Origin of the sequence: [Clostridium] polysaccharolyticum, from assembly GCF_900111595.1 — a bacterium.
Classification (GTDB): Bacteria; Bacillota; Clostridia; order Lachnospirales; family Lachnospiraceae; genus Clostridium_AI; species Clostridium_AI polysaccharolyticum.
Genome location: NZ_FOHN01000008.1, coordinates 14,976 through 41,641, shown reverse-complemented (window position 1 = coordinate 41,641; position 26,666 = coordinate 14,976). Strand labels below are relative to the sequence as shown.

Sequence of the window (26,666 nt, the reverse complement as noted above, 5' to 3'; positions counted from 1 at the left end):
AATTATTTCCATACAACACATTATACCATAGCATTTCTTGATTTCAAATAGAAATTACCCTTTTATACACAGAAATGATAGACATCTTTTTACCCAAGTTGTCAATGAAGTATGTAATACGACGGCAAATCACTTTTATAAGACATGTTTTTAATAATAGACCTTTTTAAAGCAAAGTGTAAATTCCTCACACTTTCGTGGTACAGTCTTGAGAGAATTTACACTTTGCACTCCTTCTATACAACATAAATCAAAGATCTCTAATCTCCATATGCATTCTGCGGACATATCTTTTTTTAACAAAAAAGTATTCCATCAGCAGAATAACGGCTATAACATTTATCCCAAAGAAGTATCCTATAATATTTTTTGTTGAAAATCCATTATAGGATTTCTTAACAGCATATGCTATATTTTGATTCTGCAGTTGTTCCTGTTTCTCCATACACTTTGCCTCATCCTTATACTCATATGTATGATTTGATGTCGTTACTTTATATGTATCTTTTCTCGTTACTGTAGTATATGCACAGAAAATCAACGAAAATACAAATAAGATCATGGGAATAACTGTTCCTAGCAGCTTATTAGCTCTTTTAGCTAATAAGTACTGAATAAAACAGACAACCGCAATTATCAAAATTGCTCTTATGGCTAAAATAAAAACAATCTTCGTCATTTAATTACCTTCTTTCTGAATATTTCTGTATTCGCTTATTAAAATTTTAGCTGTATCAAAATCAATTCTCTCATTAAGGGCCATGTTTTTTATTAATGTAATATAGCTATCATCTTCCAATGTATTATTTAATTCTATCTTTTTTATTAACTTATCTAACCGATTTCTAACAGTTGGATAGGTTACATTGTATTGTTTTGCAATTTCTTTTAATGAGCCTGATGCTAATAAAAAATTTTTAATAAAGTTGATATCCTCAGATTCCAAATTCACCATCCACCCTGGAAGAACACGAATGCTCACTAGATATTCCTCCTTTCTTTTTTACTATACATCACAATGCAAACAAATTCAATAATATTAAAGAATTATTTTAACTTTATTAAACATTTATAAATAAGATTTAATTTTATTAAAGAAAAAAGAATACTGCTTTAAGAAAGTAAGCATCAACTCCTACACGTATTGCTGAAGTAAGTTTTTAGTTATTTGTAAGAAATAGTTTTAGGATTCTAAAATCAAAATAATATTTGGGAATATAAAAAAGTGGTTCTCTTTTACTAAGAAAACCACAATAAAGCAACTTTATATTTTAGATAATGTATAAACAATGTATCTTGACTCACTTCCAGTACCCGAATACCATTTTACTTTTAACTCAAGTGATAAAGAAGTCGTTGCATATCCTAATATATCTACTGTATAATCTCCAATACAATTCATATCATGTCCTACTTTAGCTGCCACATTATCAGTGATATATGATGAAGATGATAGAGAACCATATGAAGACGAACCCGAAGTACTTGAATATCTCGTCATCATATTGGTCTTATTTATTGTATATCCTAATGTTAAGTTAAAATCGCACAATGAAATGCCTAAAATAGTTTCTTTATACTTTCCAGTTGATTTTCTATCTCCTAGCTCTTTTGGTCCACCACCACTAGTAATAGTTGTTTTTCCTAATGAACTGGTTACTTCTGGTTCATCAATAAATTTAGCTTCCACCGATATAACATCTGTCACTTCATACTTGTATGTACTTATATATGTGTCTGTTTTTTCATTATATATGTCTGTAATTTTTTTCCCCTTTCTTAGTATTGATAACTTTTTCAATTTCATCATTATATTGTGCTATATATTCTTTTGCTACATTTAAATCTAAGCGACTTTTAAGTTTATTTCTTTCAGCACTAGTAACTATGTTATCCTTAGTAATTTGATCGAGACATTTTTCTAATTTGGAAATTGTATTAATTTCTTTCGAAGTATCTTCACTTGCAATAGCTATAGCACTTTGTATCATAAAAACGGACATCACTACACCCAAACTTAATGCTTTTCTCAACAACTTATTCTTCACTTTTATCATTCTCCCTTTGTGTTACGAAAGGCATCAATAAAATTATCTGCCTTTTAAATTGTCTTGTTCCTTTTATTTTTAATATATATTTACAATATTAAAAATCGTATACAGATTAATCATGACCATTTTGTTTCAGGCTTACCCCCTCCTTTTCATTATGTAAGCTCTCAGAATTTCCAAACCAATAAATTCAATGTTTTCAGATTCTATTTCTATCATAATACAATAATGAACCTATTCTAGTTCAATTCTCAATCTTCTTTACATTCATTATTTTCAGCCAAAAGATAATGAACGCAAGCAGTATCATATATAACAAAATATATATTACAGGATTATTACCTATAGCCAATGAAGATATTATATTAAACCCCATATGTATGTATATACAGACAATAACATTATCATATAAATAGTAACTTACAGCAAGTAGAATTCCAAGTAAACTTATTATCAAATAACTCTGAAATACCCCTATATAACCTATTGTTTCTATTTGCAAAAATAAATTGAATATATGCATAAAGGCAAACATAACACTATTTAACAATATAACTAATATATCTGCCCTAACGCCTTTCTTTTGATAATACTTTAACATTATCTGAAGAATAAAACTGCGAAAAAACAATTCTTCTATGATAGCAACCATTAATTATGTTTTCTTCGTTAATTAAGTATTGAAATGTACCAACGTCACTTATTAATTTACTTATTGAATTATATAGATAATTCACTTTAAAAAATTCACAAAGACAAAACAGAAAATATATGATATATCCACACATTATTGATATAAAATACTTATTATTCATTATATTCTTGTGTATGATACTTATATAAGCTAAATATCACATTTCCTTTCTTTTTTATTTATGATTATAATACATTTTTTACACTTTGAAGAAGAGAACCCTCTTTACGAGCGTTCTCTCTCCAGATTAACAAACTTTGTATATTGTGATTGCCAGCCAAGTTTTACAGTACCCGTTGGACCATTTCTTTGCTTTCCGATAATAATTTCTGAAATTCCAGCTTCTTCAGAATCATGATTATAATACTCATCACGGTAAATAAACATTACCACATCCGCATCCTGCTCAATCGCTCCAGATTCACGAAGATCCGAAAGTATCGGCCGTTTATCTGGTCTTTGCTCAACAGCACGGCTCAACTGTGAAAGTGCAATAACTGGAGCATTAATCTCTCTCGCTAGTGCCTTTAATGAACGGGAAATATCTGAAATTTCCTGCTGTCTAGACTCTATTTTCTTACCACCTGACATAAGCTGCAAGTAATCAATTATAATAAGTCCTAAATTCTTCTCTAGCTTAAATTTACGGCACTTAGAACGTAATTCACTAATAGAGATACCTGGTGTATCATCGATAATCAGATTAGAATTGCCAATGAAATTTGCACTTTCCACAAGCTTTACCCAGTCATCATCCTGAAGCTCACCACTACGGATTTTCTGAGAATCTACTTTAGAATTCATAGCAAGAATACGCTTTACTAGCTGCTCCTTCGACATTTCCAGACTAAATATCGCTGTAGTAATCCCCGATTTAACCGCTACATACTCCGCAATATTCAATACAAACGCTGTTTTTCCCATAGATGGCCTGGCAGCAACCAGAATCAAATCGGAAGGCTGTAACCCTGCCATCTTATAATCCAGATCATAAAACCCAGTGGCAATACCAGTAACCGTTCCCTTACTCTTCGATGCGGCCTCAATACTCTCAATGGCGTTGATAACAATATCCTGTATGCTGACAAAATCCGTTGAGCCACGATTCTGCACAATATCAAATACTTTCTTTTCCGTTATTTCAAGCAGTTCCTCAACAGATTCGTTTCCTAAATAACAGTCGTTTGTTATACTTTCTGTTACACGAATCAGATTACGAAGCACTGACTTTTCTTTTACAATTGTAGCATAATGTTTCACATTTGCTGACGTTGGTACTGATGAAACCAGTCCACCAATAAATTCAATACTGCAAAGTTCCGGCGGAACATTTTTTTCCTTTAGCTTATCTTGCAACGTAACCAAATCAACGGGTTTCCCCTCATTATTGAGTTCTGTCATAGTTTCAAATAAAACACCATATTGTTTTTGATAAAAATCCTCATCGGTTAATATTTCCGAAGCAACAACGATAGCATCTCTGTCCATGATCATAGAACCCACAACAGACTGTTCAGCTTCCACACTATGAGGTAGTATTCGCTTTATAATTGCCTCTTCCATGTACGCCACCCTTATATCTTATAATTCTTGAACTTTTACCTTCAATTCGCCAGTTACTTTTGGATGCAGCTTAATAGGCACATTGTAAACACCTAAAGAACGAATCTGGTCTGCTAAATGCATTTTCTTTTTATCAATATCATAACCTAGCTGTTCCTTTGCAGCATGTGCAATCTCCTTTGTAGAAATGGAACCGAAAGTTTTTCCGTCATTTCCTGATTTCAATTTTACAATTACTTCTTTATCTTTTAACGCTTCTGCAAATGCTTTTGCTTCTTCTAAAATTTCCAAAGCTTTCTTTTCTTCATTGGCTTTCTGAAGCTTTAAATCATTCAAATTCTTTGCATTCGCTTCTACTCCTAGCTTTTTAGGAAGAATAAAGTTTCTTGCATATCCGTCATTTACCTTAACTGTTTCCCCTTTTTTCCCTAATGATTTCACATCTTGCAATAAAATTACCTGCATTATAATTCTCCTTCCTTTTTCATCTTATCTAAAGTCTCTTTTAAAATATCTCTAGCTTCTTCTACGGATACATTTACAAGCTGGGCACCGGCAACACTCATATGTCCACCGCCACCTAATTGTTCCATGATAATCTGGACATTAACTTCATCAATAGATCTTGCACTGATATAGACTTTTCCTGCAAACTCCGTCAGGACAAAGGAAGCTTTTATATTATTAATATTCAATAACTCATTAGCTACCTGGGCCCCGACTACCGTTGGGCTCTCCGTATTCTGAGCATTACATCCTGTTATAGCAAATACATCCAGATAAACTTCAACATCACGAACAGCAGCTGCCCGGACCTGATACTCGTCCACATCCGAACGTAACGATTTACGTATCTTCGTGATATCAGCACCATTTCTTCTTAAAAATGCTGCCGCTTCAAATGTTCTTACTCCTGTTTTCGTCTGGAAATTATCTGTATCTATTATAATGCCGGAATATAAGGCATCCGATTCTATTGAACGCAGTCTCAAACCGTCTCCTATATACTGAAGCATCTCTGCAACCATCTCACATGTAGAAGATGCATATGGTTCAATATAGGAAAGCACTGCATTTTCAATGCTTTCTCCAGTCTGTCTATGATGATCAAAAACTACAATTGTTTTTGTTAAGCCCAAAAGCTCTGGACACTCTGTATAGCTTGGCCGATTAACATCCACTACAACTAATAATGTATTGGCATCCACAATTTCTTTTGCCTGTAAACCATTTACAAACATGTCACTTTCGTAATCCGCAACCTCTGTAAATCTCTTAAGAATGGGACGTACCGTTTTCGTAACATCATTTATAACAATATTCGCTTTCTTACCTAATGTCTTTGCAATCCGGTAAATACCAATTGCGGCTCCAAAAGAATCTACGTCTCCTATACTATGCCCCATGATAACCACCTTATCCTTGGCTTCCACAAGTTCTTTAAGCGCATGTGCCTTAACCCTTGCTTTTACACGAGTCGTTTTTTGCATCTGTACGCTCTTTCCTCCATAGTATACGATTTTTTCGCCTTCTTTTACTACTGCCTGATCTCCGCCTCTGCCTAGCGCCAGATCAATTGCTGCTCTTGCGAATTCATAACTTCTTGCATAATTCTCACCATTTACACCTAATCCAATGCTTATTGTTACAGCCATATCATTTCCAATATTCACAGCTTTTACTTCATCCAGTAACGAAAACCTGGAAGCCTGCAATTCATTTAAATATTTCTGTTTGAAAATCAATAAGTATTTGTCTTTTTCTAGCTTTTTAACTAAGGCATCTATATTCTGAAAATACTTATTAATTTTTCGATCAATTAAAGCAATTAAAAGAGAACGGCGAACCTCATCAATACTTTCCAATGCTTCTTCATAATTATCAATATATACAAGACCTGCAATCATTCGCTGGTCTTTATTTTCTTTCATATAAGCATTCTTTTCCGTCTCGTCAAACATGTACATGGCAATCAGGATATTCTGGCCTTCCGAAATATTATCAACAAGATAATCTTCACTTTCCTCAAAATCACCAACAATAATTCTGCGCATAATCACACGGTAGTCTGCATCCTGATAGGTTATATTCACTTCCTCATCCTGTGCATCTCTTGGAAATGCTTCCTGATGAATCCCTGGAAGTACATTAGCAATATTTCTTCTTGCAGATGATTCATGTTCAATAATAGACATAAATTCATCATTCCCCCAAAGCAAACGGCCTTCGCTATCTAAGATGGCATATGGAAGTGCCATCTCCTTTACAAGCTGCTTTTGCACTTGTCCATAACTTAATGCAAAATCAACCAGATCACTGTTTATCTTTGCATTTTTATAAAAGAATATGGATACCGAGATTACTAAATATACAATTACATATCCTGTCATTAATAACCCCGCTTCTCTATCTACACAAAATATGCTAAGGTCCATAATAATCAATAAAACAGATAACATTAATGGCAATCTAAGATACGACTTCAATGAACCCCTTAGCTTTCCCTTTGTTTTCATTCTCCTACTCCTTATTTGAATCTAACAGTAACTTTTATTATAACATTATTTTCAATATAATGAAAGCTATTTTTATGTAGGGCCAATTTACTAGCATTGAACAAAGCACAGCATTATTTCCTATCAAATGAAAAAAGCCTGCCACCTCCATTGGAAGCAGCAAGCCCTCATTCACGTTCAAACTATTCTACTGTGTATGGCATTAAAGCGATGTGTCTTGCTCTCTTAACCGCAACAGTAAGAGCTCTCTGATGTTTTGCACAGTTTCCTGTAATTCTTCTAGGAAGAATTTTACCTCTTTCAGATACATATCTCTTTAACTTATTCACATCTTTGTAATCAATACCTTTGTTTTCTTTATCTGCGCAGAATACACAAACTTTCTTTCTTCTACGTCCGCCTCTTCTCTTCATTGGAGAATCGCCTTTTTCATTTCTATTAGCTGGCATAACATGACCTCCTTACCTAAACTGGCATTCTATATAAACCGTTCAAAAATTTCTACTAATTAAATGGTAACTCTTCATCAATTCCGTCTGGAATATTCATAAAGCCGTCTCCGACTGCTTGACTAGGTTCTGGTCTGGATACGGACTGATAACCACCGCCGGAATGTTCAGCACTTGCTGCTTTACTTTCAGCAAATTCAACCTCTTCAGCTACAACATCTGTTGTATAGACTCTTTGGCCGTCTTTGTTTGTATAGCTGCCTGTCTGAATTCTTCCACAAACAACAACCTTTGTTCCTTGATGTAAATATTTCTCTATAAATTCAGCTGTCTTTCCAAAAGAAACACAACCGATAAAATCAGCAGTTTGTTCATCACCTTGGCGTCTGAATCTTCTGTCAACAGCCAATGTATAACGTGCTACTGCACTTGAACTCTCTCCTTGGGAATATCTAATCTCAGGTTCTCTTGTCAAACGTCCCATTAAAATAACCTTATTCATGAGGACATCCCTCCTTTATTTATGCTTCTTGTCTAACGCATAAATATCTGATAACGTTTTCCATAATACGTACAGACTGCTCTAATTCGCCTGGAACTTCGCTAGCAGATTCGAATGAGATGAAATAGTAGAATCCGTCTTTCATTTTTTGAATTTCGTAAGCTAATCTCTTCTTACCCCATTCATCAACGTTTGTAATAGTACCACCAAATTTAGTGATAGCCTCTTTTACCTTTTCTACAGTTGCTACTCTAGCATCGTCTTCGATTTTTGCACTTACAACTAAAGCTAATTCATATTTGTTCATAGCTATGTGCACCTCCTTCTGGTCTCTGGCTCTCTAAATGTTACTGTTAGAGAACAAGGAATTTAATATAAAATGTTTCACAGTGAATTATTTTAACATAGCCCATCTTATATTTCAAGACTTTTTTTATTTCTAAATGGCATTTCTTCAATATCCTTTTTCCATAAAAGCTATTCACTATTCTGACGAATACCCCGGATATTTTTTTCAACAAGTTTTCTCGAAAGCATAACCTGATGATCACACCCCATGCATTGAAGGCGAAAATCCATTCCTACTCTTAACACTTTCCATTCCTGACTGCCACAAGGATGTGGCTTCTTTAATTTTATAATATCTCCAAGGTTGATATCCATAGATTCTCCTTATATAATGTATTTAGGTTGATAAAGGTAACCTATAACCCTTTATTACTTGTATAATTATTCAGGTTTATCCTGTATAATTGTTCTATTAGATAGAGTGACATCGAGTTCTCCTTGAGGCTGTAACCTCGTACTTGAAAGAGTGATGCCTCTGTCTGGCAAACAAGTTTACGTATAAGTTGGATGTTGCCCCATACGGGTACCTCGTATATACAATAAGGCTGTAACGTTTATCAGTCAGCGGAATCTATCTAAAATACTTTGATTTCAGGTGATATTCATGTTTTATTTAGGTATTGATATTGGTAAAAATACACATGTTGCTTCTCTTTCTACACCTCTTATACTTCCGTTTTTACATAAGCTTCATTATAACATGTCTTTTTTAATTTCTGCAATAGAACAATCCAGCAAATAAAGCATATTTTGCATGAATAGTAAATTCTATTATTTTTCTATTGATTTTTAAAAACTTAAGTTGTAGTATGAATATATTACAATATAGTATCAAAAACTACATAATAAGTTTTGGTTGTCTATGAAATATAATTTAAGAGGTGAATCATTATGAAAGAAACAAGAAAGTTAAAAGATCCTGGTAGTGCAATTACTCATTTCATTGGAATGCTCATGGCAATTTTCGCTGCAACACCACTGCTTATGAAAGCCAGCAGGCAGCCTGACAGAATTCATATAGTGACCCTGAGTATTTTTATTGCAAGCATGATTCTGCTTTACGCAGCTAGTACCATTTATCACTCTTTTGATATCAATCCTCGTATTAACAAACTTTTAAAAAAAATGGACCATCTTATGATCTTTATATTAATAGCTGGCTCATATACTCCCATCTGTTTAATCGTAGTCCGTGGAAACCTTGGTCTTCGCTTCTTAATTCTAATATGGAGCCTTGCATTGTCAGGCATTATTATAAAGATGTTCTGGATTAACTGCCCAAAATGTTTTTCCTCCTGTATCTATATTGCAATGGGCTGGGCTTGTGTCCTTTGCTTTACGCCTATCATAAATAACCTCACAGCCCAAGGACTTGGCTGGCTTATTACAGGTGGTATCATCTACACTATCGGAGGCATTATATACGCTATAAAGCTTCCTGCCTTTGACTTAAAACACAAAAACTTTGGATTGCATGAGATATTTCATTTATTTGTAATGGGGGGAAGTGTATGCCACTTCATTTTAATGTATCAATTCGTATCTAGCATGCCATTGTAAATATCCTATATATTCAGTATCTGCTGAATTTTCTCAAGGTACATGGTTCCAGAACGTTCACCGAAAAGAATTTTCCCCAGATACTGTTTTGATGTGCCAACCTGTTCTGCCAGTTCCACCTGCGTCATATTAAGTTCAATCAGTCTATGTTTGACTTTTTTTCCATAAGCGGTTAATTCACGCTTTCTAGCCATACTCTCAATCCTTTCTTCTCATTAAGCTCCATTTATTTCTGCTTTAATTCCCCCATATGAACCTCTACTGTCTTTTTTTCTATGTACAATTCCCATTATAAACTATCAATATTGCATTACAATACATCCTGTCTATGTAGATACGCAAATGATGTATGTTACTAAAAACGCTAAACTAGCATAGCAAATTCTGTTTTCCTGCCAAATCTACCTTCATTTCAGGCTAATTTCCATCCAAAATTTACAAATACGCTTAATCTTCTTATTAAATCAAAAAGGAAGTGTCCTATTTTTCAATAACACTTCCTTTTTGATTCTACTTATCTTTCCTTAGCTTTTCCTTCATGCTCTGAGATATTACAGGCTGGTAAAAATAAAGTATGCATGCTTCATTTACGCCTCTTTTTGCAACACCTTTTGCAGCTGCTGATAAAACCTTGCCAAACTTTTTAGAACTCATGTTTTCACCTCCCTTGTAAATGTTTTTTGCAAGCATTTTTTACTTGCTTTATATAAGTTCTGCCAATCGTATGTTGTTCACCATTTGCTAAATAAACACTGGTGTTATCCACTGACAAAATCTTATTTCTGTTGACAACCACACTTTGACTTATCTTTATAAATCCACTTCCCAAACGCCTCTCTATTTCACTTAATGTGCCGTTGACAGTATATTTTCCTTTTATGGTATGCAGTTCTACCTTACGAAGCACTTTCTCTACACTTACAATTGAAGACAGCCGCAATTGCATATGCTTCTTGTTAACAACTACATCTAGCAGTTCTAAAAATTTCTTCCGTTTTTCACTTTCTGCTATGCACAACGCTCTCGTAAATAGGAGATTAAATTTTTCAAGATTAAGAGGTTTTTCTATATATCCCAAAGCCAGTACATCAAAAGCATCCCCTTTGTATTCTTCATAGGCTGTAACAAAAATAATAGGCACCTTCGGATTTTTCAGCATAATTTTTCTGGCAATTTCGATTCCACTATTTCCTTCAAGTTCTATATCCAGTATTGCGATTTCTATCTGATCACTTTCTATTAAAAAGCACATTTCTTCTGCAGGTTCTTGAAACGAATAGATTTCAACTTCTTTTTCTTCCCTTTTACTAATAATTTCAACGCACCTTTTATTAATTCCCAAATTCAATTCATCATCATCACAAATAAGGATCCTGACTGCTTCTCTTTTCATCCAGTTCTAATCTCCCTCCACCTAAAGTTTAGGAACCGGAATAAAACAAGTTATCTCAAACCAATGTATCTGATTTGGTATAATTTCCATAGCACCACCATTTCGTTCTGCTGCCGCCTTGATTATCTTTAAGCCTAATCCATGATTTTTCCGGTCCTGTTTTGTCGTCCTGTAACACACATTCTTTTCTCCATACGGGTTCATACATGTTATGCGATACCCACCTTCTACCGGAAAAATATCCAATGAAATATAACGTCTTTCCTGAATCAGTCTCTCCGTTGCCTCTTTTGCATTTTGCAGCATATTGGATACCATAAGGCATAAATCCCTGCTGCTAATATAAAAATCCTGTACCAGTATGTGACGGTAAAACTGAATTCCTTTTCCTTCAGATTCTTCTACAAACTGGCTTAAAACAGATGCAAGTGCCAGATCCGAAACACTAGACACCTTTTTTACCTGCTTTAGATCCCAGGCTATATTTGATAAATACCGTTTCGCTTCACAGTAGTTCTCATCTTCCAGTAAACTTGCAAGCACAATAGCATGTACCTTTACATCATGCTGGACTTCCTTTAATTTTTCTGTTACCCTTACTACATGATCTAGTCTTTCCAGCTCTTTATTAGCCTCTGCCAGCTTCCTGTCCTTTCTATGCAAAATACATAATATATATATAAAGTTGCCAAGAAGCATTACCTGCACTGAAAGAAACAGCACATCCATTGGAACAGCTATTTTCATAGCCTTATTTCGCAGAACAGAAGCAGTCAAAATTTCTAAAATGAAATTTAAAACAATTAAGACAAGAAACTCATATTTCTCATATAGAATTGACATAATCTTATTTTTTCTGCTAAAAAACAGTGCCTTACATAATCCATACAAAAAAACTTTTGCAATTAATGTACAAATCAAATTCATTTTTCCAAATCTTAAAAGCTTCTCTGCTGATGTATGCAGATAAATTGCACAAAAAAATATTGTAGCCATTTCCGAAATACACGTAAGCAGACAAAACACACTGCAGTTCATTACCTTAATATGCAATTCCCCAGATGTACAAACAATAGTAAAGACAAACATATAACACATTAAAAACAGGCTTATAATTACTATCCAAATATTATGTACATGCAAAAATGTTAAATACTGTTTCAAAAAGGATATTAAATAGTACCCAAGCATTCCCCAATATCGATTGTAACTGTTTTGAAATCCGGTTCCTGATACGGACACAGATTTTACCCATAGATATGGCTCTATTGCATAAATGAGCATTAACAGAAAGATATGTAAACGTAGCACCTGATTCACTCCTTAGAGAACAGAAAAATATTTTAGAAAATATAGCTAAGATATTTGAACCTAAGCCTAAAATATGTTAGAATATAGTTGTCAATTCAATCTTACATATCGCTGCTAGTTATGATATCTTAGCTAATTTTACATTAGCATACTTTTCTTAATTAGTCAAGCGATAGTTAAGATTTCTTATGAATATTGCAAGAAAGAGGTATGTTAATGTACGAGAGATTTGAACTATTATTAGAAGAATTTCATGTAACAGCTTACAAAGTAGCAAAAGAGACCAATGTGGCCCGCTCTACTTTAACAAACTGGAAACAGGGAAATTACACTCCAAAGATGGAGAAAATCCAAAGAATTGCATCCTATTTTAAGGTATCTGCAGAATGGCTGTTAGGTTATGATGTTCCTAGAACTCCACATAACTCAACTGCTGAACTGAATGGCAGAAACAGCAGCTTGAACTTATCTGCTGACACCATGCAGAACCTTCCTGATATAATACAGTATGCTATAGATTTATTAAAAGATAACGAAACCATTCTTGTAAACGGCAAAGCTCTTAGCACTGAATCAAAAGAAAAACTGCAAAGCTGCCTGGAATCCTGTTCTAAGGAAATCAGCAAACTGTATAAAGACCTTTTATAAGAATGCTGTATTACAAAAAAAGATACCATTTATAAAACAAGCCCTATAAGTATTAAGTTTTATCCTTAACACCTATAGAGCTTATTTCTGTGGTATCTCTATTATCCTATATTGCATTATCTCATTAATTTTACTAAGTTTGAATCCTGTGAAAACCGGCTCATTTCATAGAGAATCAGAATTTCTTCTGGTTCTAACTGCTCCACGGTACTCTTAACAGACTCATTGTAATATCTAAGATCCAGCATTACTATTTTTTTATAATGTGGCAATAGATAAGGCACTAAGCTATTCGCATAAGAGTCTTTAATAATCACTAACGTTTCATTCTCTACGTTTTCTTCATTCACAATCTCTACCATTCCATAATTGCCACCAAAATAAACTCCATACTGATCTTTTTCTTTAAGTTTTGATTTTACGTAGATTCCTTCCCTCTGCTTTCCATCCCAAGTTACATGGCAAGCTGGAATATTTACTGGCACTACCAGCTGATCTGGCTCTGTATTTACTGGTGCTTTGGAATATAACGTTCCGTAAAAGGTCTCACTTACGCATTCCGGCTTAAAATACTCGTATGGGAATGCTTTCTTTCCTACTTGTCCCAGATAGGCACAGTAGCCTTCATAAGCACCTTGCGTTGTCCAGTGATGATCTGTATGGAAATAAACCTGTTCCTTAACCTTTTTCTTATTCAAACGTTCCTGTATCTGTATCCAGCTGGCATTTTTCAGTCTTTTCCCACCTTCTTCATACCGTTTATCCGCATCATAAAACGCAGCATGGTCAGGTAATTCCTCTTTTAAAATGGTTCCTGCTGTAGGTACTAACATAACTGCTACATCTGATTTTGTTTTCTTGGCAAAATTCTCAACAAATCCAATATTTCTTTTGTACCTCTTCCAAGTCGCCTCAGATTCTAAGACTTTTTCATAATAAGCCCCGTCTCTTCCAAAATATACACCGTTTAAGTCCTTAATGCCAAGGCCTTTCTGTATTTGAGTAGCCGACTGCATCCAGACATCTCGAAGCACAAACTGGTCATTGGCAGCATTGGCCATCTGTTTTTGCACATTCCCCTGCATAATATCTTTCACATTTAAAGAAGGCCACGTGGTTAAATACCTGTTTTCCATCTGGGAAAATTTTTTTTGAGGCATCCCAATCCAAAGACAGCCTCCAAGAGCAAGCATGCCAAAAACTATAAGTACATAAATTTTTGATAATCTCTTCATTCCCTTATCCCTTCCTGTCTGTTAAAACCGAAAATATAAGAATGGGTTGTATGTGCCACTAATTAAAAATGCCATACATAATAACAGCAGAACTACTGTATATACTGCAATTACCCAGTCTCCTAACTGATTTCTCAATTTTTCACCTAGCCGTTTTGGAATACTTGTTGTCCCTATTATTAATACAGCCAGCAATATACCATAGCTTAACAGCTCGTAGATGGCTAAATCATTTATTAGGGGAACGCCTGCTCCAAACATGCCTTTCCAGAACTTAAAAATTTCCTGCATTTTTTCGTTTGAGAAAATAACCCAGCCTGAAATCACTACAAACATAGTATATACATGTCGTACTATTGGATGTGTTTTATCTAAAAACTTAAGTAAAAACAGCTTTTCTGCTACTAAGAAAATAAAATAATACAGTCCCCAGAGGATAAAATTCCACCCCGCTCCATGCCAAAGTCCTGTCAAAAACCAAACCACAAATAAATTTATAATATGCCGCACTCTTCCTTTTCTATTCCCACCCAAAGGAATATACAGGTATTCACGAAACCAGGTTCCTAACGTCATATGCCATCTTCTCCAAAACTCAGTAATACTCTGAGATTCATAAGGATAAGAAAAGTTTTCAGGAAAGTGAAATCCAAAAATCTTCCCCAATCCAATGGCCATATCTGAATACCCTGAAAAGTCAAAATAAATCTGCAAGGTATAAGAAGCTGCTCCTAGCCAGGCTAATGCTACTGACATTTCATTTTCCTGTACTGTTTGTATCTGTGCCCATAACACACCAATCTGATTAGCAAGAAGTACCTTTTTGGCAAGGCCAATAATAAAACGCTGTATCCCTTGGGCACATATGTCAAAAGAGGTACCCCTTTTCTCTACTTCCTTGCTTATTTGTGTATAACGCACAATTGGTCCAGCAATTAATTGTGGGAATAACGTTACGTACATTCCAAAAGAAATGATATTATGCTGTGCTTTTACATTTCCACGATAAACATCAATGGTATAAGACATAGTTTGAAATGTATAAAAAGATATTCCAATGGGCAAAGCAAGATTAAGGAGGGAAACATCTCCCCCCGTAAACCTGTTAATAGAAGCTATTAAGAAATCTGTGTATTTGAAAAAGCATAGGATACCTATGTTTCCCACTATTGACAGAACAAGAATTCCTTTCGCAGCACCTCTTCTTTGCTTTTCTTTATAATGTTCAATTAACCGTCCATTTACATAGTCAAACACCGTTGAGAATGCCATGATAGAAAGATAAACAGGCTCTCCCCAGCCATAGAAAAATAAGCTTGCAAGGAGAAGAAATCCGTTCCGGAATTTTGCTGGAATTCCATAATACAGAAATACAACAAGAGGGAGAAATCCACACAGGAAAATCGTACTGCTAAAAACCATTGTTTTTCTCCTATTCTTTTATTTTTCTTTACCTAGTTTAAATTTCTCTTGTACCAGTCCATTCTTTTCGCTTACGATCATTGCCACATCATTTCCTTCATAAGTAACAACCGCCTTATCCACTCGATCTACCTGTTCTGGCGAATACTCCTCCATTGTTCCTTTTCTGTCTTCTAAATGGGCATGAATCGCATCCATCATAGGGGCAACATCATCTTTATCCTTCAGGCGGATTACCGCTATTTCTTCTGCAGTTCCTGTTTTCGAATATGCATAAAAATAATCTTCTACTCTGTCATAATCAAAATCCGAAAGAACTGTAAAATTATCTTCTGCGTCTTTATCACTTCCACGGACCACTTCCATCTCAGGCAATGTCTTATCCGCCTCTAGCATTTCTTTTTCCATTGTTTTTAAATCTCTTGCCTTTCCACTACTAGCTGGCTGTGAGGTATTTCCACAGCCACCAAGCAAAAACAGTGTACAACATAATAACGCAACTCTTTTTATTCTATTTTTCTTCATAATATTTCACCTTTTCTTAATTTAATGGATCCAGTTTTACATCAAATGCCTTATTGATTTCTTCTGTTACCTTCTTATTCATCTTTGGATCGAAATTCGTTTCTTCTTCCTCATCATAGTTAGAAATATAAATTCCTAAGATATACGTACCATCTTTACCATCATACCAGCTTCCACTAACATCATAAGAATCAAAACCACCAAGCATTTCTAATGCCTGTTTCACCTGCCTTACAATAATATCTGCAGCCTGTAATTCTTTCTTCGTTAAACTCTTAAAGGAATAGTATCCGCTTTTCTTTTTCTTATCCAGCATTTTCTTAATCTTTTGAGGTACGTCATAAACGGTTTTTAGCTTTTCATTATGTTGAACCGGATAGCTATAATTTAAGCCCTCTGCTACTGGCAGGCAAGAAGCATCCCATTCATGGCCATCTCTTGCCATAGCATCTGTCATATTAAAGTTACGATACTGGCTATTACTTGAAACGTCTGTATAAATGTCAGTATGATACCACTCACCATCATCAAGTTTTACTAAGTCCCATGAATGATATTCATTGTGAACTACGTGGCATTCTAACCCTAACATGTGCATAAACATACGGAATGTAGTTGCATAACCAACACATACCGCATTTTTGCCTGTTAAAACTCCAAATGGTGTATAGTTGTTGCCTAAAGAACTAGGCATGGAAACAACAGAACCAGAACCACATTTAATATTTTTAAACATCCAGTTATAGATAGCTTCTTCCTTCTGATATACCGTCATATTATCTTTTAAGACTTTTTTCATGATTGCTTTTGCCATATTAAGTGTCTTTTTTTCTTCATCAGTCAGCTTTGATTCATCATTATTAATATAGGCATCGGATATTGCTTTTGTACTTCGAATTTCGTATTCATCGCCAACTTTAAATCCATCTTCCTCATAGGTTTTCTCTTTTTTAGCCTCTTCGGCCTGTTTTGCAAGCTGATCACTTATGTAGCGATTCACTTTATCATTTTGAGTCTGATTATCACGAAATGATAACATATTAATACTCAAACTGCCTATTAAACATCCTGATAGCACTACCGCTAAAATACCCTTTATCACTTTTTTCATCTTTTTTCCCATCCCTTGCTTATAATTTTCTTTCTTTTCATAATCACATTTCATATTTTTCCCTATTATATCACTTTTTTCGCACTTTTACTCCTCCTCTCAGACTCAATGCCAGTATTATAACTAATAGTTATTAAAAAACTAGTACAATCTTTTTAATATTTATTTAAATCTTAGTTACATTTCATTTAAAAATAGAAAAAAGCCCAAGTTTTCATCTTTCCCACAAGGAATTCTATGATGAAAACTCAGACTTCTTCACAACTTTGTGTAAAATATTTTAATTAACTTTTATTTTCGTTTTATACTTACCCCAATGATACCAGATGTCTTCTTATCTAACTTCCTAAATCTCAAGTAATAAGTTCCTTTTGGCAATGTCTTAGAATTAGAGTTATATGTTGTTGAATAAACATGATACTCATATTTCTTATTTAAACCTGAATTCAAGGTTCTCTTACCCCAGCTGTCTTTACCCGAATCATAAAAATCAAACTGCATTTTTCCAGATGTATAACTTGTTGTAATCTGAATGGCAACCTTTTGTCTCTTAGGATTGGTAAACTTCATATAATATCCCCTGGAAGTTGAATCCCCAGGACATACAAGGACATTTCTTGTACTGCCGTTTATTTTTAAAGTTCCAGCCTTGGACTTACTTGTCATTCCAGCATTGCTTACTGGTGTAAAGACTGCAGAAGCATAGAATGTTTCTTTCTGTGCCTTTATTTTTAGATAATATGTTCCCTTTGGTACAACATAAACAACTTTTCCTACTCCAGAATAAATATACTCTTCATGAGTGATAGCAGACTTTCTGCTGTTACATAGTGTTGCGTAGAAACTCCAGTCTGAACTTAATTTAATGGTAAGCTTGGATGTTTTTGACACTGCCATCTTATAGTATATCGGACTAGCAGTTCCCATAGAAGCACTTACTACGTTAGAATTATTTTTAAGTTCCGCATTATTTCCACTTATAAATGCAGATACAATAGCGTAAACATTTTCACTATTTTTCTCAAAATCATTTTTTCTAATTCTCATATAATAAGTTCCTGCTTTGGGTACATAAGCAAATTTGTCCGTACCAATGGAAATACCTTTTTGACAAGCCTTATCTTGATATACAGAATATATATCTGCTTCTTTTCCTTCACTGCTAGCTGCTGCAACAACTAGTGCGCCCTTGGCGCTCACTTTAATTGGAATGATTACATCTTTATTATACCCTGATGGTATAGTAGCAAAATTAACACTATACTTCTCCTCGGCTATCTGTGATTTCTTAGTATATGTATATGGTGTTACATAATCTACAGTCTTTCCTTTTTCTGAAACTAATACCACTTTCTGTTCTTCCACTGGCTTTTGTGATGGTGATGGCACTGGTGATGGCTGTACATCAAAATCAAGTGTTATAACCGTTTTGCATTTTTCTGCAGCCTGAATCGCTTCTGCTTTTACAGTTTTCTGGACTGTTACCTGATTTTCTTTCGCTGTATCAGCTCCTTTAGCCTGTACATTTGTAAATGGTGTAGCTAATAATGACAAACTTAAAACTGCTGCTATTATCTTTTTTTTCAAATCCATTTTATTTTCCTCCTCTATGCCTAACTATTTTAGCACTTTGGCAAGAACAGCACAACATCATATTTTCATCGAACTAACTGTAATATTGATAATTCACAACACAATAAATCAATTATTTTTTGTATATGTCAGCAAATTTTGCCGAGTACAGAAAAAAGAACACAAAAAACGTGGCATAAAGTAAACCAAAACCTTACACCACGTTATCTATATAAAGCAACCGATTAGCAGGTACATTATTCAAAATCGAGAGAGAGACTGGTGAAAATTTCGGCTGCTGATTTTCTTATGTAATATTGCCTCTCTGAATAACGATTTTATACTTTATTATACGCATCTGGCTAAAAATGTTTACTATTATAAAAACCTTTAAGCCTAACAGGTAGACCTAAAGGTTTTCTCTTACTTTAATAAATACATAGGATTGACAGTCTTGTCTTTCTGCTCAACTTTGAAGTATAAATTATCTCCTTCTTCTACATAGTATTTGGATGGTTTTGCGATAGAAGCAATCACTTGGCCTTCCTTTACAGCATCACCTTTTTTAACAGTTAAATCCTTAAGCTGTCCATAGGTTAATGTATAATCTCCACCGATGGACATCTGAATTGTTTTGCCTGTCTCTTCATTTTCAAAGATATTTGTCACAACACCTTTAGCAGCACTCTTAACTTTTGCTCCCTCATCTGCAGAAATTATAATAGCTGGGTTACATTTGTAACATGCTAAAGTTGGGAAGTAAATGGTATTTGAATCACTGTAATTCAGTATCACATTACCACTTACAGGCCAAGCTAAACCAGCTTCTTCATCGAATTTTAAACTGTTTAGTACTGCATTTCCATTACTCATAACGGATACTGCTTCTGGTTTCTTACTTGGTTTTGCAGTCTCTTTCACAGTATTTTTTGCTCCATCATCCACAATGTCGTTTTCCAGAAGATTTACTTCGTCTGTAACTTTTCTGCTTGAAATCTGTGCATCTCCAATACTTGCAACATCTTTTGCAGGGGCTGGGGTCTCAACTTCGTGTTCTGCTATGGAATTATGAATACTCTTATCCTTTTCCTTATCATTGAGATTTCTTATGTTTAAACAGACTGCACATATGCATATAATCGCCAATGCACCAGCAAGCATCCAGATGTAGAAGGATTTATTCGTTGTTTTTTCATTTTGTCCTTTCACCATTTATCACCTCTGTTGATATTCTTACCAATAAAGATGACGTTATACACAAAAATAGTGTTTTATAAAATATTTTCTTTATTAGGAAAGAAAATAACAAAGTCTGAGTTCCTCAGACTCTCGCGACTGGAATGTACTCGAAGGAACTCAGACTTTGCCGCGCCAGATGGGTGTCGCTGTCTTTTAGCTGTCGCTGTTTTTTAGCGATTATCTTCCTTACCCATCTGTGCGCATCCTGTGCCCTTCTTTTTTAGGGCACTTTTTATTTGATAGGGAAGGACTCGCAGAGGACTTTTCTATCAAATAAAAAAACATCCTGACAGAAAGTATATTTTTACTTTCTGACAAGATGCTTTTCTTAATTTAGATTACAGCTCAACCTTAACCTTATTTAAATTCCAAAGTTCAGTAGCATATTCTTCAATCGTTCTGTCAGAACTAAATTTACCTGACTTAGCCGTATTCAGAATTGCTGATTTTGCCCAAGCTTTTTCATCCTGATAATAAGCACCAACCTTCTTCTGTGCTTCTTCATAGGAACGGAAATCTTTTAAGATAAAGTACTGATCTGCACGTTCTCCTCCATTATTTTCTAATAAAGAGTTATACAGCTCACGGAATAATTCTGGATTTTCTGGTGAATAGAAACCATTAATAAGCTGAGTCAATACGGCACGTATATCCTGATCAATATTAAAAATCTCTTTTGGATTATATCCGCCATTTTGCTCAAACTGGATTACTTCATCAGAAGATAAACCAAATATGAACGCATTCTCTTCTCCAACTTCCTCCACGATTTCCACATTGGCACCATCCATTGTACCAATTGTTAATGCACCGTTTAACATAAACTTCATGTTACCTGTACCAGATGCTTCCTTACTAGCAGTTGAAATCTGTTCAGATACATCTGCTGCAGAGAAAATAAGTTCTGCATTAGATACTTTGTAATCTTCAATAAATACAACCTTAATTTTATTCTGGATAGATGTATCATTGTTAATCACATTTGCTACACTATTAATTAACTTAATAATGGCTTTTGCACGGCGGTATCCTGCAGATGCCTTTGCACCAAATATGAAAGTCCTTGGATAGAACTCCATTCCTGGATTGCGTTTTAACTGATTATACAGATGCATAACATGTAAAATATTTAATAACTGTCTCTTATATTCATGCAAACGTTTTACCTGTACATCAAAAATAGATCTAGGATTAATGGTTACGCCATTATGTTCCTGAATGTACTGTGCCAGACGCACTTTATTCTGATACTTAATGTTCATAAATTCTTTCTGGCACTTCTCATCATCTGCATAAATAGCAAGTTCATTAATATGAGATAAATCTGTAATCCACTCATTTCCAATCTTGCTTGTAACCCAATCAGCTAATAAAGGATTGCCATGTAATAAGAAACGTCTTTGTGTAATACCATTTGTCTTGTTGTTAAACTTAGTTGGGAAGTGCTGATAGAAGTCTTTTAACTCCTGTTTCTTTAAGATTTCTGTATGTAACCTAGCAACACCATTTACGGAATAGCCACCTACAATTGCTAAGTGTGCCATTTTTACCTGTCCGTCATAAATAATTGCCATCTTTTCAATTTTGTGATAATCGCCTGGATATGTGTTTTGAATTTCTATAATGAAACGGCGGTTAATTTCTTCAATGATTTGATAAATTCTTGGTAATAGTCTTGAAAATAACTCAATTGGCCATTTTTCAAGTGCCTCGGACATGATTGTGTGGTTTGTATATGCACAAGTCTTTGTTGTAACTTCCCATGCTTCATTCCATTCTAAATCATAACAATCCATTAGGATTCTCATTAATTCTGCAACTGCAACTGTTGGATGAGTGTCATTTAACTGGAATGCTACTTTCTCATGCAGTTTGCGAATATCATTATGTTTTTCCATATACTTGGATACAGCACGCTGCACACTTGCAGATACAAAGAAATACTGCTGTTTCAAACGCAGTTCCTTTCCTGCATAGTGATTATCATTTGGATAAAGCACTTCACAAATAGTACGTGCCAGATTCTGCTGTTCAACTGCTTTCTGGTAATCTCCCTTATCAAAGGAATCCAAGTTAAAGGTATCAATAGCTTCGGCATCCCAGATACGCAAGGTATTGACAATGTTGTTATTATATCCTACAATTGGCAAATCATAAGGAACTGCCATTACTGACTGGTAGTTTTCCTGAATGAAACGGTCTTTGCCGTTGGCATCTTTACGGATTGCAACATACCCCCCAAACTTAACTTCTACAGCATATTCGGAACGTTTGATTTCAAATGGATATCCGTCTTTTAACCAGTCATCTGGCACTTCTAACTGATAACCATCTTTAATTCTCTGTTTGAACATACCATATTTGTAGCGGATTCCGCAGCCATAAGCTGGATACCCCAATGTAGAAAGAGAGTCTAAGAAACAAGCTGCTAACCTGCCAAGACCACCATTGCCAAGAGCAGGATCTGGTTCCTGATCTTCAATGCTGTTTAAATCAAGTCCTAATTCAGCAATTGCTTCTTTTATCATTTTGTTTGCACTTAAGTTGATAATCATATTTCCTAATGCCCTGCCCATTAAGAATTCCATTGACAAATAATACACAGTCTTAACATCTTGTTTTTCATAAGCTTTATGTGTAGCCATCCACTGGTCAACTACAATATCTTTTACAGCGTAAGATACTGCCTGAAATAACTGCTGCTGTGTAGCTTCTGATACTTCCCTGCGGTACAAAACTTTCAGATAATCCGTAACATTTTCTTTGAATTCCGATTTGGTTATTTTGTCCATAAACTTCCTCCTTATTAAATATTCTGCAATCCAAGTCTAGCTAGAAAACATTATACTACAAATTTTAAATATGTGATAGATGGATTGTGAAATATTTGATAATAAATATCTTGGGCTGATCATACTGACTATAATGAAACATCCTCTTTTTTACTTCTTTTGCAATATCACAAAAAAGGCATGCAAAAACTCTTTAAAATTTCCACATGCCTTTTTCGTTATTTTCTATTACGCTTATCTCTTTTCAACTGCCATCACAACATCTTCCCCATTGATGTTCCATTCTTTCTCGAATCCTTTCACATCACCTGAAACAATGCTGTCTGCAAGTACCTTGCCCTGGATTATTTCTTTATTTCTATCCATGATACCCGCAATCTTGTCATTTCCCTTAACATATACGTTAATCCTGTCTGTTACTTCAAAACCAGCATCTTTACGCATAGTCTGGATCTTACTGATAACTTCTAATACAAAGCCTTCTTCGATTAATTCTTCGGATAAGTTTGTATCCAGTACCGTTGTAATCCCATAATCAGAATCGGATACATAGCCTTCCTTCTGAGCCGCTTCAATTAACAAGTCGTCTTTTTCAATTACTTCTTCCTTACCATCAAATGTAACCGTTAAAGTACCTTTTTCGTTTAATTCGTCCATAGCTGCATTTCCATCAAGCGTTGTCAAGAACTCTTTGAATGCATTGATCTGTTTGCCAAAACGACGTCCTAAGGTGCGAAGCTGTGGTTTAAAGGTGTAAGATGTAAAGTCTCTTACATCATCTGTGAATTTCACTTCTTTTACATTTAACTCATCTGCAATAATTTCTTTGTAGTAATCGGATAAAACAGTTTCTGCTTTTACATACATGGTTCCGATTGGCTGTCTATTCTTAATATTAGCTGTATTACGGCAGGCACGGCCAAGTACCACGATATCCAGAACTTCTTCCATATCTTTTTCTAACTGAGCATTGATATAAGCTTCATTGGCAGCTGGGAAGTCACATAAATGAATGCTTTCCGGAGCAGTCTTATCAATGCTTCTTACTAAATTCTGATAAATATCTTCTGTCATAAATGGAATCATTGGTGCTGCAATCTTACAAAGGGTAACTAATGCTGTATGAAGTGTCATGTAAGCATTAATCTTATCCTGTTCCATTCCCTTAGCCCAGAAACGTTCCCGTCCACGTCTTACATACCAGTTACTCATTTCATCTACAAACTGCTGTAATGCTTTTGCTGTTTCCGGAATCTTATAAGCGGCAAGATTTTCATCAACGGTTTTGATTACCGTATTCAAACGGGACAATAGCCATTTATCCATTACGCCAAGCTTGTCATAATCTAATGTGTATTTGGTTGCATCAAATTCATCAATATTTGCGTATAATACAAAGAACGCATAGGTGTTCCATAACGTACCCATGAATTTACGCTGACCTTCCTGAACGGCTTTTCCGTGGAAACGGTTTGGCAGCCAAGGAGCACTGTTGATATAGAAATACCAGCGGATAGCATCTGCACCGTATTGTTCTAATGCATCAAATGGATCTACTGCATTTCCTTTGGATTTGGACATCTTCTGTCCATTTTCATCTTGTACATGGCCTAACACGATAACATTTTTATAAGGTGCTTCGTTAAAAATAAGTGTTGAAATAGCAAGCAAAGAGTAGAACCATCCTCTTGTTTGGTCAACGGCTTCGGAAATGAAGTTTGCAGGGAACTGCTCTTTAAATAAGTCTTCATTTTCAAATGGGTAGTGGTGCTGTGCAAATGGCATGGAACCTGAGTCAAACCAGCAGTCAATCACTTCTGGAACTCTATGCATCTGTTTTCCACATTCTGGACACTTGATTGTTACCGCATCAATAAATGGACGGTGTAATTCAATATCATCTGGGCAGTTATCAGACATGGATTTTAATTCTTCAATGCTTCCAATTGCATGCTGATGTCCACAAGAACATTCCCATACGTTAAGTGGAGTTCCCCAGTAACGGTTACGGCTTACGCCCCAGTCCTGAACGTTTTCTAACCAGTCACCAAAACGCCCTTTCCCAATTGTCTTAGGAATCCAGTTAATAGTATTGTTATTGCGGATTAAATCTTCTTTCACTGCTGTCATTTTAATGAACCAAGATTCTCTTGCATAGTAAAGAAGTGGTGTATCACATCTCCAGCAGAATGGATAGCTATGCTCGAATTTTAATGCTTTGAATAATAATTTCTTAGCACCAAGAGCTTTTAATACGCCTTCGTCTGCTTTTTTGCAGAACATGCCTGCAAAATCTGTTACTTCTGGTTTCATCTGTCCTTTTTCATCTACTAGCTGTACAAATGGAAGGTCATAGTTTCTGCCGACTTTGGCATCGTCTTCACCAAATGCAGGAGCGATATGAACGACACCAGTACCGTCTGTTAAGGTAACGTAATTATCACATGTTACGTAAAATGCTTTCTTCCCATTTACTGAAGTTCTGTCGCCCGGATCGCCAACTGTTCCGTCTGCTTTGTTAAATGCATAATCAAACAAAGGGATATATTGTTTATATTCTAAATCTTTTCCAACGTATTTTTCTACGATTTCATAAACACCGTCGATTACACTAAGTAAAGCTTCTGCTAAAATGTAGTATTCTGTTGCTACTGCTGTATCTTCTTCCCCTTCTTTCACTACATCGTTTTTCTCATTTACCTGAACTTTTACTTTTACATAAGTTTCATCTGGGTTTACGCAAAGAGCAACGTTGGATGGCAAAGTCCAAGGGGTTGTGGTCCAGGCAAGGATGTATTCCTTTTCTGCACCTGCTACCTGGAATTTTGCGATTGCGGATTTTTCTTTTACATCTTTATATCCCTGTGCTACTTCGTGTGAAGAAAGTGGAGTTCCACAACGAGGGCAGTAAGGTACGATTTTATAACCTTTGTATAATAACTTCTTGTCCCAGATCTGTTTTAATGCCCACCACTCGGACTCAATAAAGTTGTTGTCATAGGTTACATATGGATCATCCATATCCGCCCAGAAACCAACTGTTGCGGAAAAATCTTCCCACATGCCTTTGTATTTCCATACAGATTCTTTACATTTATGGATAAATGGCTCTAACCCATATTCTTCGATTTGTTCTTTTCCATCTAAGCCTAATAATTTTTCTACTTCTAGCTCAACTGGAAGACCATGTGTATCCCAGCCTGCTTTACGAGGTACTTTATAGCCTTTCATTGTTTTATATCTTGGAATCATATCTTTAATAACACGAGTCAATACATGTCCAATATGTGGTTTTCCATTGGCTGTTGGTGGTCCATCATAAAAGGTATACGTTTCTCCTTTTTTTCTGGAATCAATACTTTTTTCAAAAATGTTATTTTCTTTCCAAAAGCTTTCTACTTTTTTCTCACGTTCTACGAAATTCAGACTAGTTGATACTTTTTCGTACATGATTTCCCTCCTAAATTTTAAATGTTTTATCTAGTATGCTTTAGGCTTATCGTTGGAACAAAGTCTGAGTTCCTCATACTCTCGCGACTGGAGTGTACTCGCAGGAACTCAGATTTTGCCGTGCCAGATGGATGGGTGTCGCTGTTTTTTAGCTGTCGCTGTTTTTTAGCGATTATCTTCCTTACCCATCTGTGTGCATCCTGTGCCCTTCTTTTTTAGGGCACTTTTTATTTGATAGGGAAGGACTTGCAGAGGACTTTCCTATCAAATAAAAAAAACCTCATC

26 protein-coding genes are annotated in these 26,666 nt (G+C 35.1%); 2 read left to right on the top strand and 24 right to left on the bottom strand.

From position 1 onward, the window contains the following. Nucleotides 1-250: 250 nt before the first annotated feature. The 12 genes from BMY85_RS06785 to BMY85_RS06730 form a co-directional block, all read right to left on the bottom strand. A complete protein-coding gene (locus tag BMY85_RS06785; RefSeq protein ID WP_092477518.1) occupies nt 251-679 on the bottom strand; it encodes a hypothetical protein in 429 nt (142 codons plus the stop codon). Further along, nucleotides 680-982, bottom strand: coding sequence for a DUF2089 family protein (locus BMY85_RS06780; RefSeq protein ID WP_092477517.1), 303 nt, complete (start codon nt 980-982; stop codon nt 680-682). Between the two features lie 282 nt (nt 983-1,264). Next, nucleotides 1,265-1,708, bottom strand: a complete 444-nt coding sequence (locus BMY85_RS06775) for a hypothetical protein (protein ID WP_143066337.1) — start codon at nt 1,706-1,708, stop codon at nt 1,265-1,267. 40 nt (nt 1,709-1,748) lie between these two features. Beyond that, complete coding sequence (locus BMY85_RS06770; protein ID WP_092477515.1) at nt 1,749-2,048, bottom strand: hypothetical protein; 300 nt, start codon at nt 2,046-2,048, stop codon at nt 1,749-1,751. 247 nt (nt 2,049-2,295) lie between these two features. Next, entirely contained in the window at nt 2,296-2,703 is a 408-nt protein-coding gene (locus tag BMY85_RS16335; RefSeq protein ID WP_092477514.1) for a CPBP family intramembrane glutamic endopeptidase, read from the bottom strand. Nucleotides 2,704-2,970: 267 nt separating this feature from the next. After that, a complete protein-coding gene (dnaB, locus tag BMY85_RS06760; protein WP_092477513.1) occupies nt 2,971-4,308 on the bottom strand; it encodes a replicative DNA helicase in 1,338 nt (445 codons plus the stop codon). Nucleotides 4,309-4,326: 18 nt separating this feature from the next. Then, nucleotides 4,327-4,773, bottom strand: a complete 447-nt coding sequence (rplI, locus tag BMY85_RS06755; protein ID WP_092477512.1) for a 50S ribosomal protein L9 — start codon at nt 4,771-4,773, stop codon at nt 4,327-4,329. Continuing rightward, on the bottom strand, nt 4,773-6,824 hold the full coding sequence (locus BMY85_RS06750; protein ID WP_092477511.1) for a DHH family phosphoesterase: 2,052 nt from the start codon (nt 6,822-6,824) through the stop codon (nt 4,773-4,775). The genes rplI and BMY85_RS06750 overlap by 1 nt, the downstream gene beginning before the upstream one ends. Nucleotides 6,825-7,006: 182 nt before the next feature. Beyond that, on the bottom strand, nt 7,007-7,273 hold the full coding sequence (rpsR, locus tag BMY85_RS06745; RefSeq protein ID WP_092477510.1) for a 30S ribosomal protein S18: 267 nt from the start codon (nt 7,271-7,273) through the stop codon (nt 7,007-7,009). A gap of 55 nt (nt 7,274-7,328) precedes the next feature. Beyond that, nucleotides 7,329-7,775, bottom strand: coding sequence for a single-stranded DNA-binding protein (locus BMY85_RS06740; protein WP_092477509.1), 447 nt, complete (start codon nt 7,773-7,775; stop codon nt 7,329-7,331). Between the two features lie 19 nt (nt 7,776-7,794). Continuing rightward, the gene (gene rpsF, locus BMY85_RS06735; protein ID WP_092477508.1) at nt 7,795-8,082 is read right to left on the bottom strand and encodes a 30S ribosomal protein S6; all 288 of its coding nucleotides are present in this window, start codon (nt 8,080-8,082) and stop codon (nt 7,795-7,797) included. 170 nt (nt 8,083-8,252) lie between these two features. Then, the gene (locus BMY85_RS06730; protein WP_092477507.1) at nt 8,253-8,438 is read right to left on the bottom strand and encodes a DUF951 domain-containing protein; all 186 of its coding nucleotides are present in this window, start codon (nt 8,436-8,438) and stop codon (nt 8,253-8,255) included. 576 nt (nt 8,439-9,014) lie between these two features. Between BMY85_RS06730 and trhA the strand changes: the two genes are divergently transcribed. Beyond that, on the top strand, nt 9,015-9,683 hold the full coding sequence (gene trhA, locus BMY85_RS06725; RefSeq protein ID WP_092477506.1) for a PAQR family membrane homeostasis protein TrhA: 669 nt from the start codon (nt 9,015-9,017) through the stop codon (nt 9,681-9,683). Between the two features lie 5 nt (nt 9,684-9,688). Here the strand turns inward: trhA and BMY85_RS06720 are convergent, their stop codons facing one another. From BMY85_RS06720 to BMY85_RS06705, 4 genes are all read right to left on the bottom strand, one after another. After that, entirely contained in the window at nt 9,689-9,877 is a 189-nt protein-coding gene (locus tag BMY85_RS06720; protein WP_092477505.1) for a helix-turn-helix domain-containing protein, read from the bottom strand. 316 nt (nt 9,878-10,193) lie between these two features. After that, nucleotides 10,194-10,337: a cyclic lactone autoinducer peptide gene (locus BMY85_RS06715; RefSeq protein ID WP_177180674.1), complete on the bottom strand. Its 144-nt coding sequence runs from the start codon at nt 10,335-10,337 to the stop codon at nt 10,194-10,196. A 4-nt stretch (nt 10,338-10,341) separates the two neighbouring features. Beyond that, on the bottom strand, nt 10,342-11,076 hold the full coding sequence (locus tag BMY85_RS06710) for a LytR/AlgR family response regulator transcription factor (protein WP_092477503.1): 735 nt from the start codon (nt 11,074-11,076) through the stop codon (nt 10,342-10,344). 21 nt (nt 11,077-11,097) lie between these two features. After that, a complete protein-coding gene (locus tag BMY85_RS06705; protein WP_092477502.1) occupies nt 11,098-12,387 on the bottom strand; it encodes a sensor histidine kinase in 1,290 nt (429 codons plus the stop codon). Nucleotides 12,388-12,603: 216 nt separating this feature from the next. Here BMY85_RS06705 and BMY85_RS06700 point away from each other — a divergent pair, with 216 nt between their 5' ends. After that, nucleotides 12,604-13,035 carry a helix-turn-helix domain-containing protein gene (locus BMY85_RS06700; RefSeq protein WP_177180673.1) on the top strand — a complete coding sequence of 144 codons (432 nt, stop codon included), beginning with the start codon at nt 12,604-12,606 and terminating at the stop codon, nt 13,033-13,035. Nucleotides 13,036-13,151: 116 nt separating this feature from the next. Here BMY85_RS06700 and BMY85_RS06695 read toward each other — a convergent pair whose 3' ends face one another. From BMY85_RS06695 to ileS, 8 genes are all read right to left on the bottom strand, one after another. Continuing rightward, complete coding sequence (locus tag BMY85_RS06695) at nt 13,152-14,270, bottom strand: DHHW family protein (RefSeq protein WP_092477500.1); 1,119 nt, start codon at nt 14,268-14,270, stop codon at nt 13,152-13,154. Nucleotides 14,271-14,291: 21 nt separating this feature from the next. After that, nucleotides 14,292-15,692, bottom strand: a complete 1,401-nt coding sequence (locus BMY85_RS06690) for an MBOAT family O-acyltransferase (protein ID WP_092477499.1) — start codon at nt 15,690-15,692, stop codon at nt 14,292-14,294. Nucleotides 15,693-15,710: 18 nt separating this feature from the next. Then, nucleotides 15,711-16,217, bottom strand: a complete 507-nt coding sequence (locus BMY85_RS06685) for a DUF4358 domain-containing protein (RefSeq protein WP_092477498.1) — start codon at nt 16,215-16,217, stop codon at nt 15,711-15,713. A 16-nt stretch (nt 16,218-16,233) separates the two neighbouring features. Beyond that, complete coding sequence (locus BMY85_RS06680) at nt 16,234-17,328, bottom strand: transglutaminase-like domain-containing protein (protein WP_177180672.1); 1,095 nt, start codon at nt 17,326-17,328, stop codon at nt 16,234-16,236. 291 nt (nt 17,329-17,619) lie between these two features. After that, nucleotides 17,620-18,921 (bottom strand): hypothetical protein, encoded by a 1,302-nt coding sequence (locus tag BMY85_RS06675; protein WP_092477496.1) that lies wholly within the window; start codon nt 18,919-18,921, stop codon nt 17,620-17,622. Nucleotides 18,922-19,323: 402 nt separating this feature from the next. Beyond that, nucleotides 19,324-20,112, bottom strand: coding sequence for a M23 family metallopeptidase (locus tag BMY85_RS06670; protein ID WP_092477495.1), 789 nt, complete (start codon nt 20,110-20,112; stop codon nt 19,324-19,326). Between the two features lie 365 nt (nt 20,113-20,477). Continuing rightward, entirely contained in the window at nt 20,478-22,931 is a 2,454-nt protein-coding gene (locus BMY85_RS06665; protein WP_092477494.1) for a glycogen/starch/alpha-glucan phosphorylase, read from the bottom strand. A gap of 234 nt (nt 22,932-23,165) precedes the next feature. After that, nucleotides 23,166-26,381, bottom strand: coding sequence for an isoleucine--tRNA ligase (gene ileS, locus BMY85_RS06660; protein ID WP_092477493.1), 3,216 nt, complete (start codon nt 26,379-26,381; stop codon nt 23,166-23,168). Nucleotides 26,382-26,666 lie beyond the last annotated feature (285 nt).

Excerpts from the sequence above, each read along its gene's own strand:
- trhA (WP_092477506.1), top strand. The coding sequence starts at position 9,015 with ATGAAAGAAACAAGAAAGTTAAAAGATCCTGGTAGTGCAATTACTCAT.
- BMY85_RS06730 (WP_092477507.1), bottom strand. The coding sequence starts at position 8,438 with ATGGATATCAACCTTGGAGATATTATAAAATTAAAGAAGCCACATCCT.
- rpsR (WP_092477510.1), bottom strand. The coding sequence starts at position 7,273 with ATGCCAGCTAATAGAAATGAAAAAGGCGATTCTCCAATGAAGAGAAGA.
- BMY85_RS06695 (WP_092477500.1), bottom strand. The coding sequence starts at position 14,270 with ATGAAGAGATTATCAAAAATTTATGTACTTATAGTTTTTGGCATGCTT.
- BMY85_RS06665 (WP_092477494.1), bottom strand. The coding sequence starts at position 22,931 with ATGGACAAAATAACCAAATCGGAATTCAAAGAAAATGTTACGGATTAT.
- BMY85_RS06750 (WP_092477511.1), bottom strand. The coding sequence starts at position 6,824 with ATGAAAACAAAGGGAAAGCTAAGGGGTTCATTGAAGTCGTATCTTAGA.
- BMY85_RS06685 (WP_092477498.1), bottom strand. The coding sequence starts at position 16,217 with ATGAAGAAAAATAGAATAAAAAGAGTTGCGTTATTATGTTGTACACTG.
- BMY85_RS06670 (WP_092477495.1), bottom strand. The coding sequence starts at position 20,112 with ATGGTGAAAGGACAAAATGAAAAAACAACGAATAAATCCTTCTACATC.
- BMY85_RS06710 (WP_092477503.1), bottom strand. The coding sequence starts at position 11,076 with ATGAAAAGAGAAGCAGTCAGGATCCTTATTTGTGATGATGATGAATTG.
- BMY85_RS06690 (WP_092477499.1), bottom strand. The coding sequence starts at position 15,692 with ATGGTTTTTAGCAGTACGATTTTCCTGTGTGGATTTCTCCCTCTTGTT.
- rpsF (WP_092477508.1), bottom strand. The coding sequence starts at position 8,082 with ATGAACAAATATGAATTAGCTTTAGTTGTAAGTGCAAAAATCGAAGAC.
- BMY85_RS06740 (WP_092477509.1), bottom strand. The coding sequence starts at position 7,775 with ATGAATAAGGTTATTTTAATGGGACGTTTGACAAGAGAACCTGAGATT.
- BMY85_RS06675 (WP_092477496.1), bottom strand. The coding sequence starts at position 18,921 with ATGGATTTGAAAAAAAAGATAATAGCAGCAGTTTTAAGTTTGTCATTA.
- dnaB (WP_092477513.1), bottom strand. The coding sequence starts at position 4,308 with ATGGAAGAGGCAATTATAAAGCGAATACTACCTCATAGTGTGGAAGCT.
- BMY85_RS06680 (WP_177180672.1), bottom strand. The coding sequence starts at position 17,328 with ATGAAAAAAGTGATAAAGGGTATTTTAGCGGTAGTGCTATCAGGATGT.
- rplI (WP_092477512.1), bottom strand. The coding sequence starts at position 4,773 with ATGCAGGTAATTTTATTGCAAGATGTGAAATCATTAGGGAAAAAAGGG.
- BMY85_RS06715 (WP_177180674.1), bottom strand. The coding sequence starts at position 10,337 with ATGAGTTCTAAAAAGTTTGGCAAGGTTTTATCAGCAGCTGCAAAAGGT.
- BMY85_RS06720 (WP_092477505.1), bottom strand. The coding sequence starts at position 9,877 with ATGGCTAGAAAGCGTGAATTAACCGCTTATGGAAAAAAAGTCAAACAT.
- BMY85_RS16335 (WP_092477514.1), bottom strand. The coding sequence starts at position 2,703 with ATGGTTGCTATCATAGAAGAATTGTTTTTTCGCAGTTTTATTCTTCAG.
- BMY85_RS06785 (WP_092477518.1), bottom strand. The coding sequence starts at position 679 with ATGACGAAGATTGTTTTTATTTTAGCCATAAGAGCAATTTTGATAATT.
- ileS (WP_092477493.1), bottom strand. The coding sequence starts at position 26,381 with ATGTACGAAAAAGTATCAACTAGTCTGAATTTCGTAGAACGTGAGAAA.
- BMY85_RS06700 (WP_177180673.1), top strand. The coding sequence starts at position 12,604 with ATGTACGAGAGATTTGAACTATTATTAGAAGAATTTCATGTAACAGCT.